General features: G+C 72.2%; 16 protein-coding genes and 1 tRNA gene. 6 read left to right on the forward strand and 11 right to left on the reverse strand.

Annotated features, from left to right (window positions below):
• Positions 1 to 27 precede the first annotated feature (27 nt).
• The gene (locus tag ACIRF9_RS08055) at positions 28 to 948 is read left to right on the forward strand and encodes a serine hydrolase domain-containing protein (protein WP_403818134.1); all 921 of its coding nucleotides are present in this window, start codon (positions 28 to 30) and stop codon (positions 946 to 948) included.
• A 9-nt stretch (positions 949 to 957) separates the two neighbouring features.
• Here ACIRF9_RS08055 and ACIRF9_RS08060 read toward each other — a convergent pair whose 3' ends face one another.
• Positions 958 to 1,536: a TetR/AcrR family transcriptional regulator gene (locus tag ACIRF9_RS08060; protein ID WP_403818136.1), complete on the reverse strand. Its 579-nt coding sequence runs from the start codon at positions 1,534 to 1,536 to the stop codon at positions 958 to 960.
• 166 nt (positions 1,537 to 1,702) lie between these two features.
• On the opposite strand from ACIRF9_RS08060, the gene ACIRF9_RS08065 reads away from it, so the two are divergent.
• On the forward strand, positions 1,703 to 3,133 hold the full coding sequence (locus ACIRF9_RS08065) for an MFS transporter (protein ID WP_403818137.1): 1,431 nt from the start codon (positions 1,703 to 1,705) through the stop codon (positions 3,131 to 3,133).
• 44 nt (positions 3,134 to 3,177) lie between these two features.
• Positions 3,178 to 3,251, forward strand: a tRNA-Pro gene (locus ACIRF9_RS08070).
• Between the two features lie 61 nt (positions 3,252 to 3,312).
• Here ACIRF9_RS08070 and ACIRF9_RS08075 read toward each other — a convergent pair.
• Positions 3,313 to 3,633 carry a DUF1905 domain-containing protein gene (locus tag ACIRF9_RS08075; protein ID WP_403818139.1) on the reverse strand — a complete coding sequence of 107 codons (321 nt, stop codon included), beginning with the start codon at positions 3,631 to 3,633 and terminating at the stop codon, positions 3,313 to 3,315.
• Between the two features lie 5 nt (positions 3,634 to 3,638).
• Positions 3,639 to 4,415, reverse strand: a complete 777-nt coding sequence (locus ACIRF9_RS08080; RefSeq protein WP_403818141.1) for a DinB family protein — start codon at positions 4,413 to 4,415, stop codon at positions 3,639 to 3,641.
• 83 nt (positions 4,416 to 4,498) lie between these two features.
• On the opposite strand from ACIRF9_RS08080, the gene ACIRF9_RS08085 reads away from it, so the two are divergent.
• Positions 4,499 to 5,146, forward strand: coding sequence for a tetratricopeptide repeat protein (locus ACIRF9_RS08085; protein ID WP_403818143.1), 648 nt, complete (start codon positions 4,499 to 4,501; stop codon positions 5,144 to 5,146).
• Between the two features lie 95 nt (positions 5,147 to 5,241).
• Here the strand turns inward: ACIRF9_RS08085 and ACIRF9_RS08090 are convergent, their stop codons facing one another.
• Positions 5,242 to 5,856, reverse strand: coding sequence for a TetR family transcriptional regulator (locus ACIRF9_RS08090; RefSeq protein WP_403818144.1), 615 nt, complete (start codon positions 5,854 to 5,856; stop codon positions 5,242 to 5,244).
• 57 nt (positions 5,857 to 5,913) lie between these two features.
• Here ACIRF9_RS08090 and ACIRF9_RS08095 point away from each other — a divergent pair, with 57 nt between their 5' ends.
• Together ACIRF9_RS08095 and ACIRF9_RS08100 are read left to right on the forward strand one after the other, a co-directional pair.
• Positions 5,914 to 6,600: a class II aldolase/adducin family protein gene (locus tag ACIRF9_RS08095; protein ID WP_403818146.1), complete on the forward strand. Its 687-nt coding sequence runs from the start codon at positions 5,914 to 5,916 to the stop codon at positions 6,598 to 6,600.
• A gap of 19 nt (positions 6,601 to 6,619) precedes the next feature.
• On the forward strand, positions 6,620 to 7,549 hold the full coding sequence (locus tag ACIRF9_RS08100; RefSeq protein ID WP_403818148.1) for a carbohydrate kinase family protein: 930 nt from the start codon (positions 6,620 to 6,622) through the stop codon (positions 7,547 to 7,549).
• Positions 7,550 to 7,578: 29 nt separating this feature from the next.
• Here ACIRF9_RS08100 and ACIRF9_RS08105 read toward each other — a convergent pair whose 3' ends face one another.
• The 7 genes from ACIRF9_RS08105 to ACIRF9_RS08135 form a co-directional block, all read right to left on the reverse strand.
• The gene (locus tag ACIRF9_RS08105; RefSeq protein ID WP_403818149.1) at positions 7,579 to 8,496 is read right to left on the reverse strand and encodes a 3-hydroxybutyryl-CoA dehydrogenase; all 918 of its coding nucleotides are present in this window, start codon (positions 8,494 to 8,496) and stop codon (positions 7,579 to 7,581) included.
• Positions 8,493 to 9,719: an acyl-CoA dehydrogenase family protein gene (locus ACIRF9_RS08110; protein WP_403818150.1), complete on the reverse strand. Its 1,227-nt coding sequence runs from the start codon at positions 9,717 to 9,719 to the stop codon at positions 8,493 to 8,495. The genes ACIRF9_RS08105 and ACIRF9_RS08110 overlap by 4 nt, the downstream gene beginning before the upstream one ends.
• Before the next feature lie 34 nt (positions 9,720 to 9,753).
• Positions 9,754 to 10,872 (reverse strand): alcohol dehydrogenase catalytic domain-containing protein, encoded by a 1,119-nt coding sequence (locus ACIRF9_RS08115; RefSeq protein ID WP_403818151.1) that lies wholly within the window; start codon positions 10,870 to 10,872, stop codon positions 9,754 to 9,756.
• A gap of 77 nt (positions 10,873 to 10,949) precedes the next feature.
• On the reverse strand, positions 10,950 to 12,404 hold the full coding sequence (locus ACIRF9_RS08120) for a class I adenylate-forming enzyme family protein (protein ID WP_403818153.1): 1,455 nt from the start codon (positions 12,402 to 12,404) through the stop codon (positions 10,950 to 10,952).
• Positions 12,401 to 13,639 carry an NAD(P)/FAD-dependent oxidoreductase gene (locus ACIRF9_RS08125; RefSeq protein WP_403818155.1) on the reverse strand — a complete coding sequence of 413 codons (1,239 nt, stop codon included), beginning with the start codon at positions 13,637 to 13,639 and terminating at the stop codon, positions 12,401 to 12,403. The genes ACIRF9_RS08120 and ACIRF9_RS08125 overlap by 4 nt, the downstream gene beginning before the upstream one ends.
• A complete protein-coding gene (locus tag ACIRF9_RS08130) occupies positions 13,636 to 13,959 on the reverse strand; it encodes a 2Fe-2S iron-sulfur cluster-binding protein (RefSeq protein ID WP_403818156.1) in 324 nt (107 codons plus the stop codon). The genes ACIRF9_RS08125 and ACIRF9_RS08130 overlap by 4 nt, the downstream gene beginning before the upstream one ends.
• A 23-nt stretch (positions 13,960 to 13,982) precedes the next feature.
• Positions 13,983 to 15,176 carry a cytochrome P450 gene (locus ACIRF9_RS08135; RefSeq protein ID WP_403818158.1) on the reverse strand — a complete coding sequence of 398 codons (1,194 nt, stop codon included), beginning with the start codon at positions 15,174 to 15,176 and terminating at the stop codon, positions 13,983 to 13,985.
• Positions 15,177 to 15,180 lie beyond the last annotated feature (4 nt).

Genomic DNA, 15,180 nt, shown 5'->3' on the forward strand with positions numbered 1-15,180 from the left:
TGACGGACGTGCCCGCCACCCCCCGCCATGCACTTCCGGACCGGCTCGGTCGGGATCGCCTTCATGGGCACGGTGCTGCTCCAGCTCGTCGAGGAGCACAAGGCCGGCCTCGACGACCCGGTCTCCCGCTGGCTGCCCGACCTGCCGCACGGCAGGAAGATCACGCTGCGCATGCTGGGCGACTCGACCTCCGGTCTGCACGACTACGTCACCGACCCGGTCTTCCTGAAGAAGCTCTACGCCGACCCGTGGCAGCACTGGACGCCCGAGGAGGTCGTCGGGATCTCCCTGAGCCACCCGCTCTGGTACCGGCCCGGCACCAACTGGAGCTACTCGCACGCCAACTTCCAGCTCCTCGGCCGCATCCTGGAGAAGATCTCCGGCAAACCGCTGGACCGGCTGCTGCGCGAGCGCGTCTACCGCCCGCTCGGCCTGCGCAACACCGTCAGCAACGACACCGCCGTCATCCCGCGGCCCGTCCTGCACGCCTACGACGACGAGCGCGGCCTCTACGAGGAGTCCACCTACTTCAACCCGTCCTGGACCACCGCCCCCGGCGCGGTCCTGACCCAGAACATCTGCGACCTCGCCCGCTCCGGGCGAGGTGTCGGAGCGGGCGAACTGCTCTCCCCGAAGTACTTCCGCACGCAGCTGAACCCGGGCACGGTGGGCCTCGGCCACCCCACCGGGAAGTGCCCCGCCTCGGTCTGCCTGCCCCAGACCGAGGACTTCCACTTCGGTGTCGGCGTCATCGTCAAGAACGGCTGGGTGGTGCAGAACCCGTCCTTCTTCGGCTACGCGGCCGTGATGGCGTACGAGCCGCACAAGCGGCTGTCCATCGCGGTGTCCACGACGGTGGGGCCGAACGCGCCCTCGGGCAACACCGCGCAGACGGTCACCGAGCGGATCGCGAAGCTGCTGGACCCGCAGCACCCGCTGACGGGCTGATCCCGCCGCTCAACGCCCGGCGCGCACCCCGTCCAGGGCGATGGCCAGGACGCGGTCGCGCTGGGCGTCGTCCGTGAAGGCGGTCGCCGTGACGCCGGCGACCAGCCGCAGCAGGTCCCCGAAGTCCATGTCGGTGCGCGCCACCCCGGCCTGCTGCGCCCGCTCGAACAGCGGGCCGCCCGCCGCGTACATCGAACCGCGGCAGGCCTGGAAGATCTCCGACTCGTCCTCCAGCGCCTCGCGCACCGCCCGCTTGGTGACCATGTAACCGGCGAACCGGTCGAGCCAGGCGGTGAGGGCCTCCCACGGCTCCCGGTCGGCGAACTCCACGGCCGACCGGCACAGCGCGTTGACCTCGTCCGCGTAGACGCTCTCGAAGAGCGCCCGGCGGGTCGGGAAGTTCCGGTACAGCGTGCCGATCCCGACGCCCGCGCGCCGGGCGATGTCCTCCAGGGACGCCTCGGCGCCGTGTTCGGCGAACGCCTCGCGCGCGGCCGCGAGCAGGGCGTCGAAGTTGCGGGCGGCGTCCTTACGGCTGGGGCGCTGGGCCGCGACGATCTCGCTGACGGGGAACGGCTGAGCCGTCACTGCTGCCTCCTGGGGCGGGCTCGGTTGAACCGGAGGGGTGCCTCCGCTACAGTGGAGGGGTGCCTCCACTTTAACAGTCCGAGGCCGTACAGACCTTTCCAAGCCCTCTGCCGCGCCCTCGCGCGGCGACCGCTTGCTCCCTGTCTCGCGTTCGGAGAGGCTCCTGATGCCCCGCAAGTCCACCCGTCTCACCTTCGCGGTCCTCGCGACCGGTGCGGGCGTGTTCTCCATGCTGCAGTCGCTGATAGCCCCGGCCCTGCCGACGGTCCAGCACGCCCTGCACACCTCGCAGTCCACCGCGACCTGGGTGATGACCGCGTATCTGCTGTCCGCCTCCGTCTTCACCCCGATCCTCGGCCGGGTCGGCGACCTGATCGGCAAGAAGCGCACCCTCGTCGGCGTCCTGCTGGCCGTCCTGGCGGGCTGTCTGCTCGCCGCGCTCGCGCCGAACATCGGCGCACTCATCGTCGCCCGGGTCGTCCAGGGCGTCGGCGGCGCCCTGTTCCCGCTCTCCTTCGGCATCATCCGGGACGAGTTCGCCCCGTCCGCCGTCCCCGGCCGGATCAGCAACCTGTCCGCCGTGATCGCCGCGGGCGGCGGGGTCGGCATGGTCGCGGCCGGCCCGATCGTCTCCGCGCTCGACTACCGCTGGCTGTTCTGGATCCCGGTCGCCATCGTCGCCGCGGCCACGCTCATCGCCGTACGGTACGTACCCGAGTCGCCCAACCGGGGCGCCGGACAGGTGAACTGGCTCGGTGCCGTGCTCCTGTCCGGCTGGCTGGTCGCGCTGTTGCTGCCGCTCAGTCAGGCGACCCGCTGGGGCTGGGGCTCGGCCCGGGTGACCGGCCTGTTCGCCCTCGCCGTGGCCCTGTTCGCGCTGTGGCTGCGGTCCGAGGCCCGCTCCCGCACCCCGCTGATCGACCTCCGCGTCATGCGGCTGCCCGCCGTGTGGACGACCAACCTCGCCGCCCTCCTCTTCGGCGCCGGCATGTACGCGATCTGGTCCTTCCTGCCCGGCTTCGTCCAGACCCCGAGCACGGCCGGCTACGGCTTCGGCGCCAGTGTCACCGCCTCCGGGCTGCTCATGCTGCCGATGCTGCTCGCGATGTTCGTCTCCGGCGTGCTCAGCGGCCGCCTCGAACCCCGCCTCGGCGCCAAGGCCCTGCTGACCACCGGTGCCGCGCTCGGCGCGCTCGCCCTGGGCTTCCTCGCCCTCTGGCACGACCGGCAGTGGCAAGTCGCCCTCGTCGCGGGCGTGTTCGGCCTCGGTATCGGTCTCGCCTTCGCCTCCATGGCCAACCTGATCGTCGGCAGCGTCCCCGCCGAACAGACCGGCGCCGCCACCGGCATGAACGCCAACATCCGCACCATCGGCGGCTCCATCGGCGCCGCCGTGACCAGCGTCCTGGTCACCGGTCGGCTCCAGCCCTCGGGCCTGCCCTACGACTCCGGCTACACCCACGGCTTCACCCTGCTGGCGCTGCTCTGCCTGGGCGCGGCCCTCGCCGCCCTCCTGGTACCCACGGGCCGCTCCGGCCGCCCGCCGCTCCCCACGCCCCACCAGGCGCCGACCCCGGCACCCGCCCGCGTACGGTAAGGTTTACCTGCGCGTTCCCGCAGCTCACCGCCGCGGCAGCGCGGCGGGACGTGGCGCAGCTTGGTAGCGCACTTGACTGGGGGTCAAGGGGTCGCAGGTTCAAATCCTGTCGTCCCGACAGGGAGTCCGCTCCGTAGTCGCAGATCAGGGTCTTGGCTCACATCGGTGAGCCGAGACCCTTATCGCTTTTGTCGCTCCCCGTGTCGCGACCTCGTCAGGCGAACGGTCATTCCCACCGTCACCTCGTCACCTGCCGACAGCCCCTCCGGCTTGCGTACGGCGGCTTTGAGGGGCAGCAGGTAGCCGCCGTCCTTGGGGAAGAGTGACGTCTCGAAGACGACCTCACCGATCCGGGCCTCGACCGGGATCACGCCCCAGCCGTACGTGGCCATCGCGGCCACCTCCTGGATGTCGGTGGCCTCCTCGTCCGGTACCCGGACGAAGTAGTACGGCGCCGGCCCGCGCCATTCGATCACCGAGCCGGTGAAGTCGAGTTCCATGGCGGTCAGTCCCGTTCTTCCAGTACGGCCAGGTCGCGTTCGGCGTAGCTGCGGTGCCACCACTCCTCGTTGAGGACGACGAGCAGACACTCGCGGACGGTGAAGGTCTCGCCCTCGTCCGGCCAGCCGGGACCGACGAGCGGGTCGGTCCGGCTGTCGAGCCGTTCGGCGGTGAGCTCGTCGACCACGCGCCGTACGAGAGCCATCGCGTCCAGCCGCAGGGTGAGTGCCTCGTCGAGCGACGGGCGGGCGTCACGGTCGTGCGGCACCCCCGGGCGGGGCTCCATCTGGTCCCAGGGGAGGGACAGCGGGTGCCAGGGGCGGGGGTCGCCGAGGACGGCGCGGCCGATCCAGGACTGGCTCGCGAAGGCGAGGTGGCGCAGGGTCTGGACGAACGACCATTCACCGTCCACCGATGCGTGCAGCAGCGGCTCGGGCAGACGCCGGGCCCGGGCGACGGTCGCCTCCCACAGCCGCTCGTCGAGATCCCAGGCCTCCCGGAACCCCTCGGGCGTGGTCGGCCGGAACGTGGGGCGCTCGGGGTGGCGGCGGTCCAGCTCGGCCTCCACCAGCGGTACGACGTCCACTCCGTTGACGATCAGGCTTCGGATCTCGCCGTCGATCGTCGCGTCGGTCATCTCCACGTCACGCATCACGACCCGGTGGAGCCCGCAGGCCCGCAGCACCGCCCCGCTGAGGTCCACCGAGGTGAACCGCGCCCCCGTCATGTCCGCGCGCTCGAACTCCGTACCGCGCAGGTCGGTGAAGTCGCTGTCGCTCATGGCGGCCAGACTAATCGGCAAGTTCCACCGAGGGAGCGGAGGTAGCCTCGGCACGCGAATCGTCCGACGGGGAGGGGCACGGCATGCCGGAGCAGGACTGGATCGAGCGCACGGGAGAGTTGTTCGAGGCGGCGATGTTCGGCGGGGACGCCTCCGCGCTGGAGCGGTCCGATGACGTGCTGGACGCGATCGAGGCTCCGCTTTCCATGGCGCGGGGGAAGGTGTTGCACGTCCGCTTCCTCGACGACCGCGAGGAGGACAGCCGGGAACTGGTGCTGTTCGAGCGCGCGGCCGAGCTGTACCGGCGTCTCGGGGACGCGTCGGGTGAGGCGGACGCGTTGTTCTGGGTCGGCTGCTGGCATCAGGTGGTGAAGGGCGACGGCGCCACCGGCAGACCGTACTTCGAGCGGTCGTACGCGCTGGCGAAATCCGTCGACGACCGGATGACGATGTCCTACGCGGCACGCCATCTCGGCTTCGCCGACAAGGACGCGGGCCGGTTCGATCAGGCCCGCGAGCGGTTGACCGAATCGGTGACGCTGCGCCGGGAGATCGGCTTCAGGCCCGGGGAAGCGGCCGGCCTGGTGGCGCTGGCCTACCTCGCGGCCGAGACCGGCGACCCGTCGACGGCACTCGACCACCTCGATGAGGCCGAGTCGATCGCCGAGGGGTGCGGTGCCAAGGCCGTGTCGGGATGGATCGCGCAGGCCCGCACGTTCATCCGCCCCTAGTGTCCGCGGACGAGTCGGGCGGAGGGGCAGGGTCACAGCCGCTCGGCTCGCTACTGATGCCTCGGGCTCGCATGTGACGTGCCCCCGTCGTCACCTCAGTAGCGCGCGGTCACGTCCGCCAGATAGCCCCGCAGCATGACCTTCGCCTCGTCGAGCAGCGCCGCGTCGCCGTCCGCGTCGCGGCGGAAGGCCTCCTGGGCGAGGGCGTCGGCCGCGAGGACGGCGGCGTGGCAGGAGCGGGCGAGCGGCTCGTCGTCGCGGGCGACCCCGAGCGCGAGCAGCACCCGGCGGATCCCGTCGGCCATCCGCCGCTTGTGCTCACGGTCCGCCGCCCGGGTCTGCTCGGTCAGCCCGCTGCCGAACCACAGGGCGCGGAAACCGTGTTCGGTGCGGTAGATCCCGGCGTACGCGTCGATGAGCACACCGACCGGGTCCTCCCACCGCTCCCCGGCCGCGGCCGCCGCCAGATCGTCCATCACGGCCTCCAGGCGGACGAAATAGCCCGCCGCGAGGGCGTCGATGATCGCACCGCGGTCCGGCAGGTACTGGTACAGCGAACCCACCGACACCTGTGCCTCGGCCGCGACGCGGGTCGTCGTCAGCGCCTCCACGCCCTCCTCGACCAGGATGCGTTCGGCGGCCTGAAGGACCAGCGCCAGCCGGGCCTTGCTGCGGGCCTGGCGCGGAGTACGGCGCAGCGGAGTCTCCAAGAATCGTCTCCGAACGTGAACGTGACTTTGTTTCAGGTTTACGCTACCTTCGCCGCCATGACCGCCTCAAGCTCGGCGCTGAGCCAGGAGCGGACCGCCGTGGCGGACGCCTGCAGGCGCCTGGGGGCCGAGGGCCTCCTCATCGGCACGGCAGGAAACGTGAGCGTCCGTACGGCGGACCGGGTCGCGATCACCGCGACCGGAGCGGTCCTCGCCGACCTGACACCGGACCAGGTGACCGTGGTCGACCTCGACGGAAAGATCGTCGCCGGGACCTACGAGCCCACCTCCGAACTGGAACTGCACCTCGGCGTCTACCGCCGCTACGGCACCGGCGCGGTCGTCCACACCCACGCCCCGAACGCCACCGCCGTGTCCTGCGTGCTCGACGAACTCCCCTGCATCCACTACCAGTTGCTGGCCGTCGGCGGCACGGTCAGGGTCGCGCCGTACGCCACGTTCGGCACCCCGGAGCTCGCCGAGTCCGTACTCACCGCCCTCGACGGGCGCAGCGCCGCCCTGATGGCGAACCACGGCGCGGTCACCCATGCCATCACCCTCGACCAGGCGGTCGAACACGCCCTGCTCCTCGAATGGGCCTGCGGCGTCTACCAGCGCGCGGCCTCCATGGGCCGTCCCCGCTTCCTCGACGAACAGCAGCAGCTCGCCGTGATCGAGGCCGCGATCGCCCGGAACTACGGAACCACCCACCCCGCACCACCCGCGCAGGAGGAAACCCGATGACCACGAAGGGGGAGCGCCGATGAAGGTCTTCACGATGGGCGTGCACGTGCTGGACGTCCTGGTGCGGCCGGTGGAGGCGATACCGGAGGGCCAGGGCGCCACCCTGGTCGAGGACATCCGGATGACCGCCGCCGGAACCGCCGGCGGCACCGCCCTCACCCTCGCCAAGCTGGGCGCCGAGGTGCGCGGCGCGGGCGCCATCGGCTCCGACCCCACCGGCGACATGCTCGTCCAACTGCTGAACAGGGCCGGCATCGACACCGAGTTCCTCGTCCGCCGAACCGACACCGCGACCTCCGCGAGCGTCCTGCCCATCCGCCCCAACGGCGACCGGCCCTCGCTGCACCTGCTCGGCGCCAACATCACCTACGGCGTGGACGACGTGCCCTGGGAAGCCCTTGCCGAGGCCACCCATCTGCACCTCGGCGGGCCCGAGTTGATCGGGGTGGACACCGCGACGCGCATCCTGTCGTACGCCAAGGACCACGGCGTCGTCACCTCGGTGGACCTGCTCGCCCCCGGCATCCTGGGCAGCTTCGAGCAGATCGAGGCGGCCCTGCCCCACATCGACCACTTCCTGCCCAACGAGGACCAGGTCCTCGGCTTCACCGGCGAGGACGACCTGCTGACCGGTGCGCGCAAGCTTCTCGGCGCCGGTGCGGGCGTCGTCGCGGTCACGCGCGGCGGGGACGGGGCGCTCGTGGTGACCTCGGACGGCGCGGAGCCGGTGCCCGCCTTCGTGATCGACGTCGTCGACACCACCGGCTGCGGCGACGCGTTCTCGGCGGGCTATCTGCGGGGCGTGAGCCTGGGCCGTACGCCGAGCGACGCCGCCGTCCTCGGCAGCGCCGCCGCGGCACTCGTCGCACAGGGGCTCGGCAGCGACCACGGCGACTTCGACCTCGCCGCAGTCGACGCGTTCGCCGCGACGGCCAAGCCCCGCACCTGAGACGACGTCAGAGGACCACCACGAAGCGGTCAGTTGACCTTTCCCAAGGAGTCGTGGTCGGAGTGGTCGTGGAAGCCGCGCCCCGACTTCCGGCCGAGCAGGCCGGCCTCCACCATGCGCAGCAGCAGGGGCGGCGGGGCGTGCAGCGGGTCCTTGAAGTCCGCGTACATCGCCTCGGCGATCGCGGTGAGGGTGTCCAGGCCGATCAGGTCGGCCAGACTCAGCGGGCCCATGGGGTGGGCGCAGCCGAGGACCATGCCGGTGTCGATGTCCTCCGCCGAGGCGTGACCGGACTCCAGCATCCGGATCGCCGAGAGGAGGTAGGGGACCAGCAGGGCGTTCACCACGAAGCCGGCCCGGTCCTGGGCGCGGATCACCTTCTTGCCCAGGACCCCGGTGACGAACTCCTCGGCACGCGCCTGAGTTTGAGGTGCCGTCAGCAGCGACGGCACGATCTCGACCAAGCCCAGCACCGGGACCGGATTGAAGAAGTGCACCCCGATCACCTGGTGCGGGCGGGCGGTGGCCATGCCCAGTTTCATGATGGGCAGGGAGGAGGTGTTGGACGCGAGGAGGGCGTCCTCGCGGGTGACGATCCGGTCCAGTTCGGCGAACAGCTCGACCTTGACCTTCTCGTCCTCCGTCGCCGCCTCCACCACCAGGTCCCGGTCGGCCAGGTCCCCGAGATCGGGACTGACCCGCACCCGGCCGAGTGCGGCGTCCCGTTCCGCGCCGGTGAGCTTTCCGCGCCGTACACCCCGGTCGAGCGAGGCGGCGATCCGGGCCCGGCCGGCCTCGGCCGCGCCCGGGCTCACCTCGTGGACCACCACGTCCAGCCCGGCCCGGGCACAGACCTCGGCGATGCCCGCGCCCATCAGACCGCAGCCGACGACCCCCACCGCGCGGATGCCGGAGCCCACCGGCACCCCGTCCGGCCCGATGCTCATCGGAACGCCGCCTGCCCCGTCAGCGCCTGGCCGATCACGAGGGTGTGCATCTCGACCGTGCCCTCGTAGGTGAGGATCGACTCCAGGTTGTTGGCGTGCCGGATGACCGGGTACTCCAGCGAGATGCCGTTCGCGCCCAGCACGGTCCGCGCGGTGCGGCAGATCTCCAGCGCCGCCCGGGTGTTGTTGAGCTTGCCGTAGCTGACCTGCTCGGGCCTGAGGCCCCGGTCGTCCTTGGTGCGGCCCAGGTGCAGGGCCAGCAGGAAGCCCTTGTTCAGCTCCAGGGACATGTCGGTCAGCTTGGCCTGGGTCAGCTGGAAGCCGCTGATCGGACGGCCGAACTGGACCCGGTCACCCGCGTAGGCCAGCGCCGCCCGGAAGGCGGAGCGGGCGGCACCGATCGCGCCCCAGGCGATGCCGTAGCGCGCCTCGCTCAGGCAGGACAGCGGCCCGCGCAGCCCCCGTACGTCCGGCAGCACGGCACTGCCCGGCAGCCGTACGGAGTCCAGGACCAGCTCGCTGGTCACCGATGCCCGCAGTGACATCTTGTGCTTGATCGCGGGCGCCGAGAAACCGGGTGTGTCGGTCGGGACGACGAAACCGCGGATGCCGTCGTCCGTACGCGCCCAGACCACGGCGACGTCGGCGACCGAACCGTTGGTGATCCACATCTTGCGGCCGTCGAGCACCCAGTCTCCCCCACTCTCGGCTTCGCTCGAGCGGGAGGTGCCCCCACCGTCGCGGCGGGCGGCGGTCCGCATACTGCCGGGGTCGGAGCCGGAGTCGGGCTCGGTGAGGCCGAAGCAGCCGATCGCCGTACCCGCAGCCATCCGCGGCAGCCACTCCTCCTTCTGCTCCTCGGAGCCGAACGCGTGGATCGCGTACATGGCCAGGGAGCCCTGCACCGAGACCAGGGAGCGCAGCCCGGAGTCGCTCGCCTCCAGTTCCAGACAGGCCAGGCCGTAGTCGACCGCGCTCATCCCGGCGCAGCCGTAGCCCTCCAGATGCATGCCCAGCAGGCCGAGTTCACCGAGTTCCTTGGTGAGCCCGCGGATGTCCTCGATCTCCCCCCGCTCGAACCACTCGGCGACGAAGGGGTCGACGCGCCGGTCGCAGAAGGTGCGGACCGCGTCGCGCACGGCGCGCTCGTCCGGTGTGAGCAGGCTGTCGAGTTCCAGGAGGTCGAGGGGGTCGGCCGGGCGCCCGGCGCGCTGAGCATGCATCGGAGTCTCCAGAGATCCTGTGAGAGGGGGACGGTCAGACCGTGGCCGTCGGGCTGATGATGAAGTTGCTGAAGCCGCCGTTGCGCACGGCGAACCCGCCGATGGCCTCGTTGACCTGCTCCAGGGGGTACACGTGGTGCTCCAGCGGGCTCAGGTCCAGCAGGCCGGCCCCCACCATGTCGGCCATGGTCTGGCCCTCGGCGGAGGTGAACCACGCCGAGCCGATCAGCCGCAGCTGCTGGTCCATCATCCGGTGGATGTCGATCGGCAGATCACCGGCGACGGCACCGATGTTGACCGCGATGCCGCCGCGGGCCATCGCCCGCATGCCCGCCCGGAACGTCTCGTGCGGGGCGCCCGGGCCGAGGGCGTCGATGTAGATGTCGGCGCCGTGGCCGCCGGTCTCCTCGCGGATCCAGTCGTCGAGCGGGCCGTCGTCGAGGGAGTGCAGCCGCAGCCGGCCGCCCGCCAGCTTGGAGACCTTCTCGAGCAGGTCCTTGTCCCGGCCGGTGCCGTACACATGGGTGAGGCCCATGGCGGGCGCGAGGAGCGCGGCGGCGATGCCCAGGGTGCCGCTGATGCCGTTGACGAGGACGGTCTTGCCCGGACCGGCCTCGGCCTTGCGCAGCGCCGAGTACATCGTGCCGATGTAGCCGAAGCGGGCGGCGGCCTCGAAGGACAGGTTGTCCGGCAGTTTCACCAGGCTGTACGCCGGGGCCACCATGTACTCGGCGAGGCCGCCCTGGTAGCGGTCGAGCAGGTGGATGGCGGTGGGGGAGAAGCCGAAGTAGCCGGCGAAGGCGTAGCTGGCGCAGTTGATCGAGTCGCCGCTGCGGCAGGAGCGACAGGAGCCGCAGGAGCGGCCCGGGTTGACGTACACCCGGTCGCCGACCTCGAAGCCCTCGACGCCCTCGCCGACCGCCTCGATCACCCCGGCCGGGTCCAGACCGAAGATCGCCGGCAGGGTGGGCAGCGGGCTGTGCGGGAACCACGTGGTCCACATGTTCAGGATGTTGGCGAGATTGGGGACGATGTTGACGGCGTGGACGGCCACGCGGACATCACCACGGCCGGGCTCGGGAACGGGCAGTTCCTCGAGCTTCATCGGCTCGCCGACGTGGTGCATCCGCGCGGCTCGCATGGTCGCACTCATGGCGTCTCCTCAAGGGTATGGGTGGGAGAGACGGCACCGGCGGCGGTGCGGTCCCTGGAAGTTGTCGGGAGATGCGGTCAGTCGTCCAGCAGCGTCGCGAGGCGCGCCCGCTGCAGCTTTCCGGTCGCCCCGCGGGGCAGGGCGGGCACGACGCACAGGCGGCGCGGCCACTTGTGCCGGGCGAGCCGGCCGTCGAGATGACCCCGTACGTCGTCCAGGGTCGGACGGCCGGACCCGGTGACGAGGAAGGCGGTCACGACCTCGCCCCAGACGGGGTCCGGAGCCCCGGACACCGCGACCTCGACGACGCCCGGCAGGTCGGCGAGGGCGTTCTCGACCTCGGCGGGGTCGACGTTCTCCCCGCCGGTGATGATGGTGTCCTTGAGCCGTCCGACGACCGAGAGGCGGCCCTCGTCGTCGAACAGCCCGCGGTCCCCGGAGTGGAACCAGCCCGCGCCGTCGGTCACCGGCACCGGTCCGGCCGCGGTCCAGTACACGGCGGCCACCGAGGGACCGCGCACCCAGATCTCACCGGGCGTACCGGCCGGCGCGGGCGCGCCGGTCGCGTCCACGACCGTCAGCTCGACCTCGGGGACGGGTGAGCCCGTGGAGGTCGCCGGTTCGTCGGGCGCCGAGTAGGTCACCCCGGCCGCGGTCTCCGTCAGACCGTAGGAGTTGACCACACCGATCCCGCGGGCCCGGAACCGCTCGCGGGTGGCGGTCTGTGCCGGGGACCCGCCGGACAGGATCCAGCGCAGGGTGTCCAGGTCGGCGCCGTCGAACCGGGGGTGGCGGGCCAGCAGGGCGGACATCGCGGGCACCGCGAAGGCGCACGTCACCCCGTGGTCGCGGACCAGGTCGACGAACAGGTCGGGGTCGAAGCGCGGGGCCAGGATCACCGTCCCGCGCCGCGCCCAGGTGTACTGCGGGAGCCCGCCCAGGACGGCGACATGGGCCAGCGGGGTCGACACCAGCGCGGTGTCGGTCTCGCCGAAGGGCAGCCGGGCCAGGCCGTTGACCATGCTCCAGTGCAGGTTGTCGTGGGTCAGCGCGACGCCCTTGGGCCGGCCGGAGGTGCCGGAGGTGAACGCGATGACCGCGACGTCGGAGCCGGACGGGGGATCCCAGGAGCAGTCCTCGGGCCCCTCGTCCCCGACCGGGTGGAGTTCCTCCCAGGCCAGCCGCAGCCCCGTACCCGCCGGGAAGCCCTCGTCGGCGACCACGGCCGCCGGCCGGGTCTCGTCGCACACCACCGCGAGCTCGCCGCCGGTCACCTGCGGGTGCAGGGGCACCAGCACCGCCCCCATCCGGGTCACCGCGAACAGCGTGATCAGGGCCTCCGGCCGGGCCGCGCCCTGCATCACCACCCGGTCGCCCCTGCGCACCCCGTACTTGTCGAGGCGGGCCACGGTCCGCCGGACCGCCAGGTCCAGCTCGGCGTAGGTCCAGGAGCGGTCCTGGAAGACGAGGGCGGTCCGGGAAGCGGCCTCGGCCGCGGCGGCGGTCAGGTGAGCGCCGAAGGTACGCGTCATGCCCGCACCTCCGCCGCGCGTCTTGCCCGGGCGAGCGAGCCGAGGGTCGTCCCGGCCAGGTCGGCGGCGGACACCGGGGTCCGGCGTTCGAGCAGCCGGCGGGCGGCCAGGTGCTCGGCGGGCCAGTTCAGGGTCTCCACGGCCACCAGCAGCCCGTCCCGGAAGGCGTACGCGGCCAGCCGCTCGGGCGCGTCGCCGACCGTCAGGCGTACGTCGTCGGAGGGCGCCCGCAACCCGGCGATCTGCAGTTTGATGTCCCCCTGGTCGCTCCAGAACCACGGCAGGCTCGTGTACGGCGCCGGCGGCTGCCCGGCGATGCGCCGGCCGACCAGCGCCCCCTGGTCGGTGGCGTTCTGCACCGACTCCAGCCGCACCGGCCCGTCCGCGTGCGGATGGGGGTGGCGGGCGCAGTCGCCGACGGCGGAGATCCGCGGGTCGGAGACCGAGCGGAGCCGCTCGTCGACGAGCACGCCGTCGTCCACGGCGAGGCCGGCGTCCCGGGCCAGTTCGTCGCGGGGCGCGGCGCCGATGCCGTACACCACGAGGTCCGCGGGGAGGACGGCGTCCGAGGTGACGACCCGCTCGACCCGGCCGGAGCCCTCCAGGGCCCGTACGGCGGTCCCGGTGAGGACGCGTACGCCCGCCCGTTCGTGCCGCTCGCGCACCTGGGGTTCCACCTCGGCGGACAGCGCCCGGCTCAGCAGCCGGTCGGCGAGTTCCACGACGGTGACCCGGGCGCCCCGGGCGCGGGCCACCTGGGCCAGCTCCAGGCCGATGAAGCCGCCGCCGACGACGACCACGTCCCGGGCCGTCGCGAGCGCCCGGCCGACGGCCAGCGCGTCGTCGAGGGAACGCAGGGCGTGGACGCCGCCGAGGTCCGCGCCGGGCACGGGCAGCGGCCGGTTGCGGGCCCCGGTCGCCAGCACCAGGTGGGCGTACGGGACGCTCGTCCCGGAGCGGGTGAGGACCGTGCGCGCCGCCGGGTCGAGGGCCACGACGCCGTCACCGAGCCGCAGGTCGATGTCCCGCTCGGCGTAGAAGGTCTCCGGGACCAGTGACACCCGCAGGTCGTCCGGCTCGGTGTGGGCCTTCTTCGACAACGGCGGCCGCTGGTACGGCAGATGGGGCTCGGCGGCGCACACGGTGACCGGACCCTCGTAGCCGCAGGCGCGCAGTGTTGAGGCGACGCTGAAACCGGCCTGCCCGCCGCCCACGATCACCACACCCGCGCTCACACCTGCTCCTCGGGGATGTGGACGACCAGTCCGTCCAGGGCGTCGGAGAGCTGGATCTGGCAGCTGAGCCGACTGGTGGGCCGGCGTTCCGCGGCGGTGAAGTCCAGCATCTCGTCCTCGACGTCGTTCGGCGGGCCCGCCGGCTCGGTCTGCGCCGGGTCGACGTAGACGTGGCAGGTGGCGCAGGAGGCGTTGCCGCCGCACTCGGCGACGATGCCCTGGACGCCGTTCGAGACGGCCGCCTGCATGAGCGCGGTCCCCGACGCGGCGACGACCTTGCGTTCGGTCCCGTCGGGCAACTGGAAGATGATGGTGGGCATGAAGTCCTCCCGATGGGGACGGCTCAGGCTGCTTGCCAGGTGACGTTCAGCGAGGTCGGTCCGCGGAACACCCAGCCGTCCATGCACGCGTCGGCGCCCTCGGCGAGGCGCAGTTCCTTGAGACGGCTGAAGACCAGGGGCCAGGCGATGGCGCTGACCTCGTGGCGCGCGACCCACGCGCCCATGCAGAAGTGCGGACCGCCGCCGAAGGCGAGGTGCGGGCGGTGCGGCCGGTCGAGGTCGAACTCCTCGGCCCGCTCGAACACCGACTCGTCCCGGTTGCCGGAGGCGATGACCAGCGCCACGCGGCTGCCGGCGGGGAGGGTCACCCCGGCGATCTCGTAGTCCTGGGTGAGCTGGCGCGGGTACATGCCGATCGGTGAGACCCAGCGGGCCGTCTCCTCGAAGACCCGCTTCCAGCTCGCCGGATCCGCCAGGACCCGGTCCAGCACGGCGGGGCGGTCCAGCAGCGCCCAGGCGCCCACCCCGAAGACGTCCCGGGGTTCGTTGACGCCCCCGCCGATGATGACCTTGACGTTGTTCTGGATCTCGAGGAGTTCCACGTCCGCGTGGACCATGGAGGAGATCACCGAACCGTCGGGCTCGCGCCGCGCGGCCTCGGCGGCCTCGGCCACCGCGTCCTCGATCGCGCGGGTGGCCCGCTCGGCGCGCAGCCAGATGCCGGGGTCGTCGGCGTAGTTGCTGTTGCCGGCCATCATCGCCCGCGACCAGTCGGCGATCTTCTCGGCGGACTCGGCGCTCGCCGTGCGCAGACCCAGGACCAGCGCCAGATTGGCGGCGACGAGCGGTTCGGCGAAGTCGGCGATCAGGTCGGCCTCGCCGCGCCCGGCGATCCGGTCGAGCAGTTCGTGCGCGGTGCGCTCGAAGGAGGCCGCCCACAGGTCGCGGACCTGGCGGGGGCGGGTGGGCGGCTCGGCGGCCGAGCGCAGCCTGCGGTGGTGCGGGTCGTCCTCGCGGAGCATGTTCGGGCCGACCGTGCGCAGCAGCAGCGAGCCCTCCTCACGGGAGGAGAACACCTCGGGGAGCTTCTCCGCGTGGACGATGTCCTCGTAGCGGGTCAGCAGGTGCCGGCCGACCGAGGGGACCCAGGCGAGCGGTGCGGTGCGGCGCAGCTCCGCGTAGGCGGGGTAGGGGTCGCGGCGCAGGTCGTCGAGGTCGAGGTCGACGACCGGGGCGCCGGGGGCGGCCGTCGTCACCGGG

It is taken from the genome of Streptomyces sp. NPDC096132 (assembly GCF_044763345.1).
Taxonomy (GTDB): domain Bacteria; phylum Actinomycetota; class Actinomycetes; order Streptomycetales; family Streptomycetaceae; genus Streptomyces.

What these genes read in the sequence shown, in the direction of transcription:
- ACIRF9_RS08055 (WP_403818134.1), top strand. Translation starts at nt 28, where the DNA reads ATGCACTTCCGGACCGGCTCGGTCGGGATCGCCTTCATGGGCACGGTG.
- ACIRF9_RS08065 (WP_403818137.1), top strand. Translation starts at nt 1,703, where the DNA reads ATGCCCCGCAAGTCCACCCGTCTCACCTTCGCGGTCCTCGCGACCGGT.
- ACIRF9_RS08075 (WP_403818139.1), bottom strand. Translation starts at nt 3,633, where the DNA reads ATGGAACTCGACTTCACCGGCTCGGTGATCGAATGGCGCGGGCCGGCG.
- ACIRF9_RS08080 (WP_403818141.1), bottom strand. Translation starts at nt 4,415, where the DNA reads ATGAGCGACAGCGACTTCACCGACCTGCGCGGTACGGAGTTCGAGCGC.
- ACIRF9_RS08085 (WP_403818143.1), top strand. Translation starts at nt 4,499, where the DNA reads ATGCCGGAGCAGGACTGGATCGAGCGCACGGGAGAGTTGTTCGAGGCG.
- ACIRF9_RS08095 (WP_403818146.1), top strand. Translation starts at nt 5,914, where the DNA reads ATGACCGCCTCAAGCTCGGCGCTGAGCCAGGAGCGGACCGCCGTGGCG.
- ACIRF9_RS08100 (WP_403818148.1), top strand. Translation starts at nt 6,620, where the DNA reads ATGAAGGTCTTCACGATGGGCGTGCACGTGCTGGACGTCCTGGTGCGG.
- ACIRF9_RS08105 (WP_403818149.1), bottom strand. Translation starts at nt 8,496, where the DNA reads ATGAGCATCGGGCCGGACGGGGTGCCGGTGGGCTCCGGCATCCGCGCG.
- ACIRF9_RS08110 (WP_403818150.1), bottom strand. Translation starts at nt 9,719, where the DNA reads ATGCATGCTCAGCGCGCCGGGCGCCCGGCCGACCCCCTCGACCTCCTG.
- ACIRF9_RS08115 (WP_403818151.1), bottom strand. Translation starts at nt 10,872, where the DNA reads ATGAGTGCGACCATGCGAGCCGCGCGGATGCACCACGTCGGCGAGCCG.
- ACIRF9_RS08120 (WP_403818153.1), bottom strand. Translation starts at nt 12,404, where the DNA reads ATGACGCGTACCTTCGGCGCTCACCTGACCGCCGCCGCGGCCGAGGCC.
- ACIRF9_RS08130 (WP_403818156.1), bottom strand. Translation starts at nt 13,959, where the DNA reads ATGCCCACCATCATCTTCCAGTTGCCCGACGGGACCGAACGCAAGGTC.